The following is a 16,458-nucleotide window of genomic DNA, read 5'->3' as shown; positions in this document are numbered from 1 at the left end:
AACAGGTTTTGTAACTTAAGTTCCCCGGGTCGCCTTTCTAGAATAGTTCTCCCCCTGCCTGCTCCGAGCTGCCTCCCATGCCTGGCCAAAGCCGTTTTCCCTTGCCGTTGATCGCCGCCTTTTTTGCCCTGTACGTGATCTGGGGGTCGACCTATCTGGTGATCCGCATCGGCGTCGAGTACTGGCCACCGTTGATGCTCGGCGGCGTGCGTTTCATCATCGCCGGCAGCTTGATGTACGCCTTCCTGCGCTGGCGCGGGGTTCCGGCGCCGACCTGGGCGCAATGGAAGGCCGCGGGGATCATCGGCGTGTTGCTGCTCAGTTGCGGCAACGGTGCGGTGACGCTGGCCGAACACTCCGGGGTGACCTCTGGAGTGGCGGCCCTGGCGGTGGCCACGGTGACTTTGTTCACCTTGCTCTGCGGCTATTTCTGGGGTGCACGCAACACGCGTCTGGAGTGGGCCGGGATCATCCTCGGGATGATCGGTATCGGCATGCTCAACCTGGGTTCGAACCTGCAATCGAGTCCGCTGGGTGCGGCCTTGTTGCTGTTCGCGGCGGCGGCCTGGGCCTTCGGTTCAGTGTGGAGCAGGCACCTGCCGCTGCCCCAGGGGGCCATGGCCAGCGCTGCGGAAATGCTCGTCGGTGGCGTGGTGCTGATGATCGGCAGCGTCTTGAGCGGCGAGCATCTGGATGCCATGCCGCCCCTGGAAGGCTGGTTGGCCCTGGCCTATCTGGCCGGCTTCGGGTCGATCATCGCCTTCAACGCCTACATGTACCTGCTCAAGCACGTACGGCCGGCCGCGGCCACCAGCTATGCCTACGTCAATCCGGCGGTGGCGGTGCTGCTGGGGATCGTCTTTGTCGGTGAAACCATCGGCATCGAGGAGGGCCTGGCCATGCTGGTGATCATCAGCGCGGTGGTGCTGATCGGCCTGCCCCAGTGGCGTAAGCCGAAAGCCGCTCCTCAGCAAGAGGTTGTCTGATCAGCCTGCCGGTGGTTGGCCGGCAAGCTTCTGATCCAGAAAGTCGCCGATCAGCTTTGCCACCCGCCGGTGGATATCCTGGCGATCACCGGCATCGCCATCGCGGCAGATAATCTCGTCCCCAGGCGCCTCTTCCTTGAGCAGGGCCAGGGCGCCTGGCTTGCAGACTTGCATGAAGCTGAAGTGGCTGGCATTGGCCAGCACCTCATAGCGCGAAGGCGGGGACGCCAGATGGGCGTTCAGATAGCCCGACTCTTCTTTCACGGGCATGTCCGCGATGTTCACTCCGGCCCCCAGGACCAGGACCGGTGTGTGCAGCGTCGACAAACTCTCGGGGGTAAAGCCGCGGGCGAACCCCAGGTCCAGCGCAACGACGGCCTTGACTCGCGGGTCTCGCAGATCGGCGCTCAGCGGGCCTTGATTGTGCGCGGTGATTCCCAGTTCCGGAGCTATTTGGCAAAGGCGTGGATTGGGATGCAGCCGGCATTCCTCCAGGTAACGTTGCGGGCTGTAGCGGGCGCCGGCCAGCGCGGTGACCGTCCAGCCGCCCAGGGAGTGGCCGATGGCGGCGATGCGTTGCGGGTCGACCGTGCCGGCCAGGGTGTTATCGCGGGTGAGCTTGTCGATGACCCGGCTCAGGTCGCGCGGGCGTTCCCAGAGCTTCGCCGCTTCTGCAGGGCGTTGGTCGAATGTGGTGGTGCCCGGATGGTCGGGGGCCGCGACTATATAGCCTTGGTCCACCAGGCTCGATACCAGCCAGCTGAGATTGCGCCAGTTGCCGCGATAGCCATGGGACAGCACTACCAGCGGATGGGCAGAGCCGCTAGGGGCGGCATCCTTGATGGTCGCTACACCCTGGAAAATCGGGTTTTCAGCCGATGGTCGGAGGGGGGCGGTGGTCGTGGTGGGGTACCAGAGGGCGACATGCAGGGGGCGCTGCTGACTGGCGTCGGCCAGCGTCACTTCACGAAAGCCGATGAGTTCGGCGGCATGCACCAGGGGCAGGTGCAGGCAAAGGCCCGCTAGCATCCATGCGGACAGGGCAAATTTGCGCATTCAGATCTCCATTGGCAAAGCATCGGTGTTCTGCCAGTGGGGGCGCGCTTTGGAGGAATCAACGGCGTTCAGCGGCAGAGGGTGGACGACGACTGATGGCAGTCGCCGTCCACCCTTTTACCTGAAGTGGCCGGGAAAGGGTGACCGGATTGCGGAGCAAGCGGTCACGCCTCTGGCATCAGTTACAGGCGCCGGCGTCGCGCCAGACCTTGCCACTGCCTTCACCGCCGACGGTGGCAGCAGACGGCTCGTTGCCTTTGGTCCACCAGCGGGCGATGTAGTAGCGGCCGTTGTGGCTGACCTTGTCATTGGCCAGGTAGGTGCCTTGACGGCTCCAGGCGCCCAGGCAACCGGCCGGCGTTTCCACGATGTCGGCCAGCACGGTCACACTATGGTCACGGCTGACCGTATGGCTGCCGTTGCCCAGGTTCAGGGTGAAGCGGTAGCTGATGTCCTTGTCGTTCTTGGGCGCGACAAAGGTCAGTTTCGAACCCGAGACCTGGAAGGCGACGCTGGGCGTCACTGTCCATTGGTAGCTCAGCGCCAGACCGGCCGGGTCGCTGGAACCGGCGGCGTCCAGGGTCACTGTTTCACCGCCCTTGGCCTGACTGGCCCCGGCGATGCTCGCCAGCGGCGGCTTGACCGGTGCCGGCTTCTCGGCCAGGACCTTGACCTGATGGGTGCGGGTGGCGCTGTGCTTGCCGTTGTTCACCGTCAGGCTGACGTTGTAGGTGACATCCTGCTCGGCCTTCGGGGCGACGAACTTCATCAGGGTGCCTGCCGCTTGGAAGTCGACACTGGGGCTGATTTTCCAGCTGTAGTTCAGTGCCAGGCCTGCCGGATCACTGGAGGCGGTGGCATTGAGGTAGACCGTTTCACCAGCCTTGGCCTCGGTTGCACCGCCGATGACCGCCACCGGCGGTTTGACCTCTTCCACCGGTGGCTCGACCGGTTTCTCGCCCTCGCTCTGGCACGGGCCCAGGTCACGCCAGACCTTGCCGGCGCCGTCCGGGCCGGTGGTGCTGGCCAGGCCCGGCTCGGCGCCGGAGGTCCACCAGCGAGCCTGGTACTGACGACCTTTCCACTGCACCACATCATTGCCGACGTAAGTGCCTCTGAGCGTCCATTCTGGTTTGCAGCTGGCATTGGCGGCCTTGCCCTTGATCAGCACCTCGTGGGTTCGGGTGCTGCTCTGCTTGCCGTTGCTCAGGGTCAGGGTGAAACGGTAGCGGGTGTCGCTCTGCAGTTCCGGCGCGGTGAAGCTGATGCGCGCGCCGTCGAAGTCGAAGTCCAGGCGCGGCGAGGCTTCCCAGGCGAAGTTCAGGGCATTGCCCTGGGGATCGCTGGAGGCCGAGGCATCGAGGACGATCTTGTCCCCGGCATTGGCTTCGGTCTTGCCGCTGATCACCGCCACCGGAGGTTGACCGGCATTCACGGGCTTGAGGGACGCGGCCTTGATGTCGTTGTCGGCGCTGAATTCGCCGTCGGCCAGCAGGGTCCAGGCGCCGTTTGCACTGTTGCTGCCATAGACCTGATAACCCTTGATGTTGCCGCTCAGGCCGGCGTCCTGGCGCGGCAGATAGTGCAGTTGCGAGAAGCGGCTGTCGGCCCCCAGGTCGATCAGTATTTCATGGGGGTAGCGCGCACCCGCCGCCGTGCTCCAGTACGAGTTGGGGTTGCCGTCGATGGCGTGGTTGCCGACCGCAGCGCCAGGCACCGCGCTGCTGGTGGACATGACCTTCCAGCTATCGCGGGGCAGGGCCTTGCCCTTGGCATCCACCAGCAGCAGTTCGGCGACGCTGGCGTTGTCCTTGCCGTCCACCGCGGAGGTGGCGACGAACTTCAGGTAGCGGCCCTGGGCCGTGTCCTGGGTCAGACCGTAGGCGTGGCCTTCAAGCACCTGATCCTGGGTGGCCCGGTTGTCGGTGTTGATCGCCAGGTACCAGCGCCCCGGCTGCGGGTCGTTCACCCCCAGGGACACGTTGTGGCTGCGTGTCGAGCGGTAGTCGTAGCTTGAGCCGCTGGGCTGGGCGCCGCGCTTGAGCAGCAACTGGATCTGGCCGGCCTTCTCGGTGAGTTCGCCGTCCACCACGGTGAATACCAGGCGCCGGGTGCCTTCGGGAACATCCACCGGGAAGTAGCGCGTCTGGCCGCTGGCCAGGCTGACTTTCTGGTTGAGGATCGAGGTGCTTTGCTCCTGTTCGAGCGGGACCACGGAAGGGCTATAAGCCGACATCCGCGCCGCGTTTTCCCGCCAGACCCGGGCCATGTTGGCGGTTGTCGCGTTGCCCAGCGGCACGCCCCGGCTGTCCTTGACGTCCGGGTTGGAGAAATAGCCCACATGGTTGCCGCAGAGGATGGTGCCGACCCGGCCGTTGTTGTAGCCGAAGCGGTAGCTCTTGCCATCGGAACAGTGGTTGCCGCCGATGTTGTGGCCCAGCTCATGACGGAAGACGGTGGCCGACTTGATGGAGTTGATGGTGTAGCGGCCGTTGATGTAGCCCCACCCTACGGCGGTGTCCTGGCCGGGGGTGCCCACGACGAAACTGGCCACCACGTCGGGGCTGTAGCGACGCATGCCTTCGGCGAAGACCTTGCTGACCTGGCCCAGGTTGGTGCCGGTGATGGCCGCATCCTGGGGCACCACCTGAGTGCCCACCAGGCGCAGGCGCACGCCCTGGACCTTGGACTGTTGCAAGGCGCGGTTGACCGAGGCCACCTGGACCAGGGCGTAGGCTTCGTGGTCACCGATATAGTCGGCGGCGGCCTGGGAGAACCCGGCCAGCAGGTCGATCACGGTTTCGCCCTGGACGTTGCGGTTGACCTGGAAACTGCGCAGGCCGCTCTGCGACTCCTTCAGGGCTGGGGTTTCGCTGCCGTCATCGGCGATGTAGTCGACGCTCGACGGGTCAAAGGCGGCTCCGGCGTCGAAGTGGATCATCGACTGCTGGCCGTTGGCGTCGCCGCGAATGATGGCATTGGCGTCCGGCAACAGGGCGATGAAGCTGCCGTCGGGGCGCGCGGCGAGGGTCATCTCTCCGGGGGCGCTGAGGGTACGGGCGCGTCCCTCCAACTGGCCGGTCATGACCCGCAGGTCCTTGAAGGTATCGTCCTGTTGCGCGATCAGGCTGCGGATGCGCATCCCGGTGACCTGTTGCAGCTGTTCGGTGCCGGTTTCGGCGGCGCCGAATGGCATCGCCCTGGCGCCGGGCAACTGCAGGTTGATGAAGTGACCCTGGATCACCGTCGCGCCGAGAGCGGCATCGGGGCTGTGCTGGACGACATCGGCCTGCGCCATGCCGCCAAGCGGCAAGAGCAGGGCAGCGCCCAGGCTGGCGCCCCAAAGGCGGGTCGCGCGGGACAAGGCGGTCAATCTGAAGCTCGACATAACTATTCCTGGATAGTCTCAGCGCGGTGCGAAACCTGGCGAACAGGACCGCTAAAGCGTCCGCGCTGAGGAGGTGGATAAGGAGTTTTGCCGGCGGAGGGCATCATAGGCAGGGGCGCTGCGGGCGTACATCGAACAGGGGGCTTTTCGTACCGGTCCTAGGCAGCGGGCGCAATCGCCGGAGCGTCCAGGCCGGCACACCACGGCATGGGTGCGCTGCCATAGAGAGGGGGGCGAGGTCATGCAGGCAGCGGCCATCGGGGCCGCCGCCTGCGCTGGGGGAAGGGGGCTGGTTGCCGGGGACGTGAAGCCCCCGGCGGCTGTCAGTGACAGGGGCCGAGGTCGTTCCAGACCTTGCCGCTGAAGTCCGGCCCGGTGAACGCCGGGTTGCCCGGCTCCTGGCCTTGGGTCCACCAGCGGGCGAGGAAGAAGCGCCCGTTGTGGCTGACTTTCTGACCGCCCAGGTAGGCCGTGCTGCGCGTCCAGGCAGCTGTGCAGCCAGGCGCCGTTTGCGGTGGGGGGGCGAGGACCGTGATGCTGTGCTCGGCGGTCGCGGTTTTCTGGCCGTTGTCCACGCTCAGGGTGAAGCGGTAGCGGGTGTCCTGCTTGAGCTGCGGGGCGTTGAAGCTGACGCTTGCGCCGTCATGGCTGAAGTCCAGTGCCGGCGTGACTTGCCAGGCAAAGCTCAAGGCTTTGCCTTGCGGGTCGCTGGAACCCGAGGCATCCAGCAGCACCCGTTCACCGGCGTTGGCCTGGCTGCGACCGCTGATCACGGCGACAGGTGGCAGGCTGGCCTCGACTGGTTTGAGGGCAACGGATTTGACCTCGTTGTCGGCACTGAACTCGCCTTTGGCCAGCAGCGCCCAGGCGCTGGTCGGGCTGTCACCGCCATACACTTCGTAGCCCTTGATGTTGCCGGCGGTATCGTTGTTTTGCCGCGGCAGGTAATTCAAGGAAGAGAAGCCCCGCTCTGCTCCGAGGTCGATGATGATCTCGTGGGGATAGCTGGCACTGCCCGAACTCCAGTACGAGTTTGGTCTGCCATCGACGAACCACAGGCTGTTGTCGATGCCGGAGGTCTTGCCGTTGACCGAGTGGACGCGCCAGCCGTTTCTCGGCAGCGGCTTGCCCTTGGCGTCGGCCAGCAGCAGTTCGGCGATGCTGGCGACTTTGCTGCCGTTGATCGACGACGTGGCGACAAAACGCAGGTAGCGAGCCTGGCTGGTTTCCTGGGTCTTGGTGAAGACATGGCCTTCAAGCAACTGGTCGCTGGCGCTCTTGTTCTTCTCGGCTCGTACCCCGACGTACCAGCGTCCGGGCTTGGGATGGCTCACTCCCAGGGCGACGCCATGGTTTTCCAGGGAGCGGTAGTCATAGTCGCTGGCGGTGGGGCGGGCGCCGTGCTTGAGCAGCAGTTGCACCTTGCCCGCTCGTTCATGGCGCGGGCCGTGGTTGATCGACAACGCCAGGCGCTCGGTGCCCTCGGGAATATCCAGGGCCTCGTAGTGGATGACGTTCTGTTTCAGGTCGATGGACTTGCTCAGCAGCGGTGTGACCTGTTCGTGGTCCATGGGGATCACCGCCGGGCTGTAGGCGGACATGCGCTGGGCGCCTTCACGCCACAGGCGAGCCATGTTGGCGGTGCCCAGTTGGCCCAGGGGCACGCCCAGGTTGTCCCTGACATCAGGGTTGGAGTAGTAGCCCACGTGGTTGCCACACAGGATCGTGCCCACCCGGCCGTTGTGGTAGCCGAAACGGTCGCTGCTGCCGTCCGAGCAATGACCGCCGCCGATGTTGTGTCCCACCTCGTGGCGAAAGGTGGTGGGCGACTTGATGTTGTTGATCGAGTAACGGCCATTGACATTGCCCCAGCCGAGCATGGTGTCGACCCCCGGGGTGCCGACAAAGAACCCAGTCACCAGATCGGGGCTGTATTGCCGCATGCCTTCGGCGAACAGGGTGCTGACCTTGCGCATGGTTCCGTCGGTGCCGGAGGTGATCGGGTGATCCTCGGCAATGACCTGGGTGCCCACCAGGCGCAGGCGTACCCCTTCGATCTGTGACTGGCGCAAGGCATGGTTGACCGAGGCGACCTGGGCCAGGGCGTAGGCTTCGTGGTCGCCGATGTAGTCGGCGGCGGCCTGGGAGAAGCCGGCCAGCAGGTCGATGACGGTTTCGCCCTGGGCGTTGCGGTCGACCTGAAAGCTGCGCTGGCCGTTGCGGGTCTGCAGCAGGTTGGGCTCCTGGGCTTGCTCGGACTGCACATAGTCGATGTTGCCGGGCGCATGGGAGTGCCTGGTTTCGGCGGGGATCAGCGTCTGCTGACCATTGGCGTCGCCGCGAATGGTGGCATTGGGCAGCAGGGCAATGAAGCTGCCATCGCTGCGGGCAGTGACGACGACGTTGCTTTCACCCAATGCCAGGCGAGCGGGGCCCTGGGCCCGGCCCACCAGGACCTTGATGTCCTTGAAGCGATCGTCCTGCTCCAGGCGCAGGGCGCCGATACTTAGTCCGGTGGCCTGGGTCAGGCGCTCGGTACTGGCGGCGGGCGCGTTGCGCAGCCTGGGATCGGGGTTCAAGGCCTGGATGTCGATGAACGGGCCGCTGATTACAGCGGCGCTGGCAACGGCAGGTGTGGCGGGTGATGTCTCGTCGGCCAGGGCCGGGTTGGCCAAGGGCATGAGCAGGACCGCACCCAGGCTAGCGGCGCGGATGGCATCGGCCAGGGAAAGGTAAGGCAGTCGGCGGTGGGGCATAACCACTCCAGGGCAAGCACAGCGCAGCGCGAAACCAGTTTTGGGAATCGTTAGATGACGGGCGCTGATGAGGTGAGTTTGGGAGGTTTGCCGGCGCGGTGAATCTTATGAATCGACCTGTTGCTTGTACATGTCCGCCAGGCCTTTTCGGTCATGTACGAAGCAGCGGATGCGCGGGGATGCCAAGCGGCGGTAGGGAAAGCAAGCGCTTAAAATTGCGGTAAACTGCCGCCCATTGCCTCTTCAGTGCTGACTTTTTCCTACGGTACCCCCCCCATGACATTCGCCACTCTTGGCCTGATCGAACCTCTGCTGCGCGCCCTCGAAACCCTCGGCTACCAGACCCCGACCCCGGTGCAGGCGCAAGCCATTCCGGCGGTGCTGGGCGGTCGTGACCTGATGGCGGCGGCCCAGACCGGCACCGGCAAGACTGCCGGTTTTGCCTTGCCGCTGCTGCAGTTGCTGACCATGGAAGGGCCGAAGGTCGACAGCAACTCGGTGCGCGCGCTGATCCTGGTGCCGACCCGCGAGCTGGCCGAACAGGTCCACGAAAGCGTGCGTCAGTACGCCGAGCACCTGCCGCTGCGCACCTACGCGGTGTACGGCGGGGTCAGCATCAACCCGCAGATGATGAAGCTGCGCAAAGGTATCGATCTGCTGGTGGCGACCCCGGGGCGTCTGCTGGACCTGTTCCGCCAGAACGCGGTGAAGTTCAGCCAGTTGCAGACCCTGGTGCTGGATGAGGCCGACCGCATGCTGGATCTGGGCTTCTCCGAGGAGCTCAAGAGCATCTATGCCGCGCTGCCGAAGAAGCGCCAGACCCTGCTGTTCTCCGCCACGTTCTCCGACGCCATCCGCCAACTGGCCGGGCAGATGCTCAGCGACCCGCTGAGCATCGAGGTCAGCCCGCGCAACGTGGCCGCCAACACGGTCAAGCAATGGGTGGTGCCGGTGGACAAGAAGCGCAAGCCGGAACTGTTCAGCCACCTGCTGCGCAAGAACCGCTGGAAGCAGGTGCTGGTGTTCGCCAAGACCCGCAACGGCGTGGATGCGCTGGTGGAAAAGCTTCAGGGCCAGGGCGTGAACGCCGACGGCATCCATGGCGACAAGCCCCAGGCCACGCGCCAGCGCGCCCTGGACCGGTTCAAGGCCAGCGAGATCCAGATCCTGGTGGCCACCGACGTGGCGGCCCGTGGCCTGGACATCGAAGACCTGCCGCTGGTGGTCAACTTCGACTTGCCGATCGTCGCTGAGGACTACATCCACCGCATCGGTCGTACCGGCCGTGCCGGCTCCACCGGTGAGGCAATCTCCCTTGTGTGTGCCGACGAAGTCAACCTGCTGTCGGCGATCGAGATGCTCACTCGCCAGACTTTGAAGCGCCATGAAGAGCAGGACTTCGAGCCCGAGCACCGGGTGCCGGAAACCGACGCCAGTGGCCAGGTGGTGAAAAAACCGAAGAAGCCCAAGAAACCGAAAACTTCCGGCGGTGGCGGCAAGCGCAACCTGGGCAAGTGGGTGGACAGTGGTGAAGTGGCCGAAGCGCCAGCGGTGAAACCGGTACGCAAGGTCCCGGCGTTCAACACCGGGCCACGCAAGCGCAAGCCTTGATCTGAATTGTGCTGACCTCTTCGCCGGCCAGTCGGCTCCTACAATCCCCCGTAGGAGCCGGCTGGCCGGCGAAGCTATTTATGGCCGGTGTTGCAGCCACTCCAGCATTCCCAGCCCGGCCCGACGGCCGCTGGCAAAGCAGGCGGTCAGCAGATAACCGCCGGTGGGGGCTTCCCAGTCGAGCATTTCCCCGGCGCAGAACACCCCGGGTAGTTGCTCCAGCATCAGTCGTTCATCCAGCGCTTCGAAGGCGACGCCGCCGGCGCTGCTAATGGCCTCGTCCAATGGGCGGGTCTTCACCAGCGTCAAGGGCAGAGCCTTGATCGCCGCCGCCAGGCGCGCCGGATCGTTGAAGGTGTCGGCGCCCGTCAGCTCACGCAGCAACCCCGCTTTCACCCCCTCGATCCCCAACTGACTCTGCAGGTGCTTGGCCATGGAGCGCGAGCCACGCGGCTTGGCCAGGGCGGCCTGGACCTTGTCCCGAGGCTTGCCCGGCAGCAGGTCGATATGAATGGTGGCTTGCCCGTGTTGGTGGATGCTGTCGCGGATCGGCGCCGACAGGGCATAGATCAGACTGCCTTCGATGCCGCTGGCAGTGATCACGCATTCCCCCAGCCGGGGGATGTCGTCATTGAGGCCGATGGCCACGTTCTTCAGCGGCGCCCCGGCGAATTTGCTGCGCAGCAACTCGCTCCAGGCATTGACCTCGAACCCGCAATTGCTTGGTTGCAAGGGGGCTACCTGCACTCCGCGCTGTTGCAGCAGGGGCAGCCACGCTCCATCGGAACCCAGGCGCGACCAACTGCCACCGCCCAGTGCCAGCAGGGTTGCATCGGCCTCTACCGCGCGCTCGCCTTCGGGGTATTGGATGCGCAGGCTGCCGTCGGCATTCCAGCCCAGCCAGCGGTGCCGGGTGTGGATAACCACCCCGGCGTCGCGCAGGCGCTTGAGCCAGGCGCGCAGCAGCGGCGCGGCTTTCATGTCGGTGGGGAACACCCGTCCCGAGCTGCCGACGAAGGTGTCGATACCCAGGCCGTGAATCCATTGGCACAAGGCCTCGGCGCCGAACTCGCGCAGCAGCGGGGCGATGTGCGGGGCTCGCTCGGCATAGCGCGAGAGGAAGGCCGGGTAGGCTTCGGAGTGGGTGATGTTCATGCCACCGACCCCGGCCAGGAGGAACTTGCGGCCCACCGATGGCATGCCGTCGTACAGATCGACCCGAACGCCGGCCTGGCTCAGTACCTCGGCAGCCATCAGACCGGCAGGGCCGCCGCCGATGATCGCGACGTGGGAAGTAGGGGAGGGGGACATCAAAAAGCCTAGAAAATGGGAGGGGTGGTTATTGTAAGCAATGCTCGGGAACAGCACCTGCTGGATGAGTTGCCGGCCATTGGTACAACGTCATGACCGGCAGTAACCAAGTCCTTGATTAAATCTGCACGAACCCCGTAAACGCATGAAACAGTCGCGCCGGCCAGTGCAGTCTTCATTTAAGACGACCGGTATCCATCTGGGTTATTCGACTGCCAACGCCACGTATCCTCCATCATCTCCTTCAACCCTAGCTCCGCCCTCCAGCCCAGATCCTTAAGTGCCTTGGACGGGTCTGACCAGCATTGCGCAATGTCGCCTTGGCGGCGTGGGGAGAAAGTGTGGGGAATGCTGCAGCCAGAGGCGTCCTCGAAGGCTTGGATCATCTCCAGTACTGAGTAACCCACCCCAGTCCCGAGGTTCCAGGCATTTATACCGGTGTGCTGGGAAATGTAGTTCACGGCTGCTACGTGCCCTTTGGCAAGATCAACTACATGAATGTAGTCCCGAACACCGGTGCCATCGGGGGTCGGATAGTCGTTGCCATAGATGGAAAGTCTTTCGAGTTTTCCCACTGCGACACGGCTTATGTAGGGCAGTAGATTTTCCGGCAGGCCGTTGGGGTCCTCGCCCAGAAGTCCACTCTGATGTGCGCCCACCGGATTGAAGTAGCGCAGCAGGGCAACTGACCAGCGTGGATCGGCTGCTGCCATATCCTGCAGCATCTTTTCTACCATTAACTTGGAGGTGCCATAGGGGTTGGTAGGTGTTCCCAGCGGGCAGCTCTCGACAATCGGTATCTGCACCGGGTCGCCGTACACTGTGGCGGAGGAACTGAACACCAGGCGGTAGACGCCTGCGGTGGCCATGGCCTGGCACAAGGTGATGCTGCCACTCACGTTGTTCTGATAGTAGGACAAGGGTTGCTTTACGCTCTCACCGACGGCTTTCAGGCCAGCGAAGTGCAGTACCACATCAATCTCGTGCTGGGTAAAAATACGGTCAAGGATGGCGCGGTCGCAAACATCACCTTGAACAAATACAGGGGTGCGACCGGTAATTTGTTGCACGCGCTGTAGCGAGAGCATGGAACTATTGCACAGGTTATCCAGAACCACCGCCTCGTGGCCTGCTTGAAGCAATTCCAGCAATGTGTGTGAACCAATATACCCTGCACCGCCAGTTATTAAGAACCGCATAGTTATGAGCCTGTTTCAAGTGAGTGCTGACAGTCCGGCCGCAGTATTATCTGGATCTGATGGTGGATTTTGAAAAATGATACAGCACTGCCAATAGGTTTTTAACGCTTTCATTCGGACAACATAATAAAATTTGCTCGCGTCAAGCCCGATGTCCAGTGCGCTTGTCAGATCGCAGGATCTTGCTTTTGATCACTCGCAAACGTGGTCCCCTCACACAAGTACACGGTTATGTAACGGAAAAAGCGCTCGACCATGTTCATCCAAGAGCTGAACGTCGGGGGGGAAATGCATTTGGAAGTGTTTATGTTTTTCCAGCGACGCTTTCATATTGGGATGCTTGTGGGGGGTGTAGTTGTCGGTCATCAAATGCAGTTGTAGATGCTTGGGTATTTCTCGATTGATCTTCTTGAGCAACTTCCAGCCACTGTTGATGCCGATGTTGATATTCAATATTCCTAATCAAATGCCCCTGTAGTTAGTTCAGGCCGTGAACAGCGTGGCGGTGCCATGACGCACATAATCGTGGGACTGCATCATGCTTCGGCAGCTCCATCGAGCTTTACCGATGCGTGGTTGAGTGACTGGCTCAAGGACGCGACGCACAGCTTCGAGGGGCAGAAAAGGTTTACGGCCCCACCTGGCTTATCGAGCAAACCGTTATCTGGCAACGAGTGTGGGCGTCGAAAAACGCCAGGGAGGTGTGTCGCTACCCTGATCAAAAAACAGACACTGCTCTGCAAGCCTTGCAGAGCAAGGGATCTAGCGCCTTTCACTCAGGTTATCCACAGGCAGCTCCACAGGTATTGGGGGTAAGCGATCCACAACAACATGACCGTCTGGTGACATTGATCAAAAAACAGGCGATTGCCTTGAGGCCCCGTAGAGCAAGGGCTGTAGAGGCTTTCTCCCAGGTTATCCACAAGCGGCTCCACAGTGGATGTGGGTAAGGCCGCAAGGGCTCAGTAGCAGCCTGACGACTCCCAGACGCGTTGTGCGCTGTGATGGAGGATGCCGTGGCGTCGGGCCAGGGCCTGGCGGTCCTTGCTGTAGCCGCCGCCGATCACGCCGACCACCGGGATGTCGCGGCCCAGGCAGTGGCGCATGACTCGCTCGTCACGCTCGGCCAGGCCGGCATCGGTGAGCTTGAGGTAGCCCAGGGCATCGTCCTGGTGCACGTCGACCCCGGCGTCGTAGAGCACCAGATCCGGCTGATACAGGGGCAGCAGGTAGTTGAGAGCGTCGTCCACCACCTTGAGGTAGTCGGCGTCGCCCATGCCCATGGGCAGCGGGATATCCCAGTCGCTCTGGGCCTTGCGTGCGGGGAAGTTCTTTTCACAGTGCAACGAGACGGTCACCGCGTCGGGGGTATGTTGCAGGATCCGAGCGGTGCCATCGCCCTGATGCACGTCGCAGTCGAAGATCAGCACCCGTCCCACTCGCCCGCTTTGCAGCAGGTAATGGCTGATCACCGCCAGGTCGTTGAAGATGCAGAACCCCGCCGGGTAGTCGTAGTGGGCGTGGTGGGTACCGCCGGCCAGGTGGCAGGCCAGGCCATGTTGCAGCGCCTTTTCGGCCGTCAGCAGGGAGCCGCCGACAGCGCGCACCGTGCGCCGGGCCAGGGCTTCGCTCCAGGGCAGGCCGAGGCGCCGCTGGTCTTCCCGGGACAACTCGCCGCTCATGTAGCGTTCGATATAGCCAGGGTCGTGGGCCAGGGCGAGGATGTCGGCCGGGCACAGCTCGGGGCGCAGCAGATCGGCATCGTGGGTCAGGCCACTGTCCACCAGGTGGTCGCGCAGCAGGCGGAACTTGTCCATGGGAAAGCGGTGCTCCGCCGGGAACTCGGGGCTGTAGTCGTCGTGATAGATCAGTGGCAATGACATGGCATTTTCTTAGAGGAACCCGTGAAGGATCCTACCAGCGATGTAGACTTGCACCCACGGAAACGGAGGGGCCTGATGGAGCCAATACTGCAACTCGAAAGCGCGCGTCTGCTGCTGCGCCAGTGGCGTGACGATGATTTGCCGGCATTTGCCGCGATGTGTGCCGATCCGCAGGTCATGCGCTACTTTCCCGCGCCCCTGAGTCGTCTGGAAAGTGCCGCGCTGATCGGGCGCATACGCGGGCATTTCGCCGAACATGGCTTTGGCCTCTGGGCGCTTGAACGTAAGGATAACGGTGCCTTTATCGGCTTTACCGGGCTGCTGGAGGTGGGCTTCGAAGCGCCCTTTACCCCTGCGGTGGAGATCGGCTGGCGCCTGGCCCGGGAACACTGGGGCCTGGGGTATGCCAGCGAAGCGGCCTGGACTGCCTTGCGTTGCGCTTTCGATCGACTGGCCCTGGACGAAGTCGTGGCCTTCACCACCCGCAATAACCTGCCGTCGCAGAAAGTCATGCAGGCCATTGGCATGCATCACGCGGCCCAGGAGGATTTCGAACACCCGAAACTCGCCGACGATCATCCGTTGCGCGAGCATGTGCTGTACCGCATTACCCGCGAACAATGGCTGGAAACCTTGCATGGATAGCAGGCGCGCACGTTTAGAATGTGCCGACGAGATACCTGGCCCCAATTGATATCACCGCCGCAGCCGAGATTGCGCGGTGTTGCCCTGTGTGAGGAGAGTCTGAATGAGTCATGTGCTGGATGATCTGGTCGATCTGTTGACCCTGGAAGCCATTGAAGAAAACCTGTTTCGCGGTCGCAGCCAGGACCTGGGTTTTCGCCAGCTGTTTGGCGGCCAGGTGCTCGGCCAGTCGTTGTCCGCGGCCAGTCAGACGGTAGAGGAAGCACGTCACGTGCATTCCATGCACGGCTATTTCCTGCGTCCCGGCGACGCCGCCTTGCCGGTGGTCTATCAGGTGGATCGGGTGCGCGACGGCGGCAGCTTCAGCACCCGGCGGGTGACGGCGATCCAGAAGGGCAACCCGATCTTCACCTGCAGTGCTTCCTTCCAGTACGACGAAGAAGGCTTCGAGCACCAGAACAGCATGCCCCAGGTGGTCGGGCCGGAGAACCTGCCGTCGGAGCTGGAAATCACCACCCAGCGCGCGCACCTGATTCCCGAGCACATGCGCGAGAAGCTGCTGTGCCCCAAGCCCATCGAAGTGCGCCCGGTGACCGAGAAGGACCCCTACAATCCGCAGCCGATGGATCCTGTGAAGTACGTCTGGTTCCGCGCCGACGGTGCTCTGGCGGACATCCCGGCGCTGCACAAGTACCTGCTGGCCTACGCGTCGGACTTCGGCCTGCTGACCACCTCGATGCTGCCTCATGGCAAGTCGGTGTGGCAGAAGGACATGCAGGTCGCCAGCCTCGATCACGCCTTGTGGTTCCACGCCGACCTGCGGGCCGACGACTGGCTGCTGTACGCCATGGACAGCCCTTGGGCCGGTAACTCCCGGGGCTTCTCCCGGGGCAGCGTGTTCAACCGTGCCGGTCAACTGGTAGCCTCGGTGACTCAGGAAGGGTTGATCCGTCATCGCAAGGATTGGGCATGAGTCTTTCAGACATAGAACATTGGGTGTTCGACATGGACGGCACCCTGACCATCGCCGTGCATGATTTCGCGGCGATCCGCCAGGCGCTGTCGATTCCTCCGGAGGACGACATCCTCACTCACCTGGCGGCCTTGCCGGCAGAGGAGTCTGCGGCCAAGCACGCCTGGCTGCTGGAGCACGAGCGCGACCTGGCACTGGGTTCGCGCCCGGCGCCGGGTGCGGTGGAACTGGTGCGGGAGCTGGCCGGACGCGGTTATCGCCTGGGCATCCTCACCCGCAATGCCCGGGAGCTGGCCCACGTGACCCTGGAAGCCATCGGCCTGGCGGACTGCTTTGCCGAAGCTGATGTGCTGGGGCGCGACGAGGCCCCGCCCAAACCCCATCCCGGTGGTTTGCTGAAACTGGCCGAGGCTTGGGATGTGGCGCCGCAGCGCATGGTCATGGTCGGTGACTACCGCTTCGACCTGGACTGTGGACGGGCAGCGGGGACGCGCACGGTGCTGGTGAACCTGCCGGACAACCCCTGGCCGGAGCTGACCGACTGGCATGCCCGGGATTGCGCGCAGTTGCGCGAACTGCTGTCGGCCTGAGGGCCTGTTCGCTGGTAAGTCGGTTCTTACCCGTCCTGTAGGAACCGCCTTGCCGGCGAA

The 16,458-nt window shown here is 63.4% G+C and carries 11 protein-coding genes and 1 pseudogene; 5 read left to right on the top strand and 7 right to left on the bottom strand.

The window, feature by feature from the left end; translation table 11 throughout:
* Nucleotides 1-77 precede the first annotated feature (77 nt).
* Nucleotides 78-986, top strand: coding sequence for a drug/metabolite exporter YedA (gene yedA, locus PQT43_RS19995; RefSeq protein WP_272754476.1), 909 nt, complete (start codon nt 78-80; stop codon nt 984-986).
* Here the strand turns inward: yedA and PQT43_RS19990 are convergent, their stop codons facing one another.
* The 3 genes from PQT43_RS19990 to PQT43_RS19980 form a co-directional block, all read right to left on the bottom strand.
* Complete coding sequence (locus PQT43_RS19990; RefSeq protein WP_272754475.1) at nt 987-2,042, bottom strand: alpha/beta hydrolase family protein; 1,056 nt, start codon at nt 2,040-2,042, stop codon at nt 987-989.
* A 178-nt stretch (nt 2,043-2,220) separates the two neighbouring features.
* Nucleotides 2,221-5,430 carry a discoidin domain-containing protein gene (locus PQT43_RS19985; protein WP_272754474.1) on the bottom strand — a complete coding sequence of 1,070 codons (3,210 nt, stop codon included), beginning with the start codon at nt 5,428-5,430 and terminating at the stop codon, nt 2,221-2,223.
* Nucleotides 5,431-5,753: 323 nt separating this feature from the next.
* On the bottom strand, nt 5,754-8,186 hold the full coding sequence (locus PQT43_RS19980) for a discoidin domain-containing protein (protein WP_272754473.1): 2,433 nt from the start codon (nt 8,184-8,186) through the stop codon (nt 5,754-5,756).
* 276 nt (nt 8,187-8,462) lie between these two features.
* On the opposite strand from PQT43_RS19980, the gene PQT43_RS19975 reads away from it, so the two are divergent.
* Nucleotides 8,463-9,797, top strand: coding sequence for a DEAD/DEAH box helicase (locus PQT43_RS19975; protein WP_272754472.1), 1,335 nt, complete (start codon nt 8,463-8,465; stop codon nt 9,795-9,797).
* 78 nt (nt 9,798-9,875) lie between these two features.
* Here the strand turns inward: PQT43_RS19975 and PQT43_RS19970 are convergent, their stop codons facing one another.
* From PQT43_RS19970 to PQT43_RS19955, 4 genes and pseudogenes are all read right to left on the bottom strand, one after another.
* The gene (locus tag PQT43_RS19970; RefSeq protein WP_272754471.1) at nt 9,876-11,108 is read right to left on the bottom strand and encodes a TIGR03862 family flavoprotein; all 1,233 of its coding nucleotides are present in this window, start codon (nt 11,106-11,108) and stop codon (nt 9,876-9,878) included.
* A gap of 179 nt (nt 11,109-11,287) precedes the next feature.
* Complete coding sequence (galE, locus tag PQT43_RS19965; protein WP_272754470.1) at nt 11,288-12,307, bottom strand: UDP-glucose 4-epimerase GalE; 1,020 nt, start codon at nt 12,305-12,307, stop codon at nt 11,288-11,290.
* A 206-nt stretch (nt 12,308-12,513) separates the two neighbouring features.
* Nucleotides 12,514-12,969: pseudogene (locus tag PQT43_RS19960) on the bottom strand (transposase); the annotation flags it as partial.
* Between the two features lie 300 nt (nt 12,970-13,269).
* Entirely contained in the window at nt 13,270-14,190 is a 921-nt protein-coding gene (locus tag PQT43_RS19955) for a histone deacetylase family protein (protein WP_102882304.1), read from the bottom strand.
* A gap of 75 nt (nt 14,191-14,265) precedes the next feature.
* Here PQT43_RS19955 and PQT43_RS19950 point away from each other — a divergent pair, with 75 nt between their 5' ends.
* From PQT43_RS19950 to PQT43_RS19940, 3 genes are all read left to right on the top strand, one after another.
* The gene (locus PQT43_RS19950) at nt 14,266-14,835 is read left to right on the top strand and encodes a GNAT family N-acetyltransferase (protein ID WP_102882303.1); all 570 of its coding nucleotides are present in this window, start codon (nt 14,266-14,268) and stop codon (nt 14,833-14,835) included.
* A 103-nt stretch (nt 14,836-14,938) separates the two neighbouring features.
* On the top strand, nt 14,939-15,808 hold the full coding sequence (tesB, locus tag PQT43_RS19945; protein ID WP_102865388.1) for an acyl-CoA thioesterase II: 870 nt from the start codon (nt 14,939-14,941) through the stop codon (nt 15,806-15,808).
* Entirely contained in the window at nt 15,805-16,398 is a 594-nt protein-coding gene (locus tag PQT43_RS19940) for an HAD family hydrolase (protein ID WP_102865389.1), read from the top strand. The genes tesB and PQT43_RS19940 overlap by 4 nt, the downstream gene beginning before the upstream one ends.
* Nucleotides 16,399-16,458: the final 60 nt, after the last annotated feature.

Source organism: Pseudomonas sp. BLCC-B112, assembly GCF_028550695.1.
Taxonomy (GTDB): Bacteria; Pseudomonadota; Gammaproteobacteria; order Pseudomonadales; family Pseudomonadaceae; genus Aquipseudomonas; species Aquipseudomonas danubii.
The sequence above is the reverse complement of the archived record's forward strand: the minus strand, read 5'-3'. Positions and strand labels throughout refer to the sequence as shown.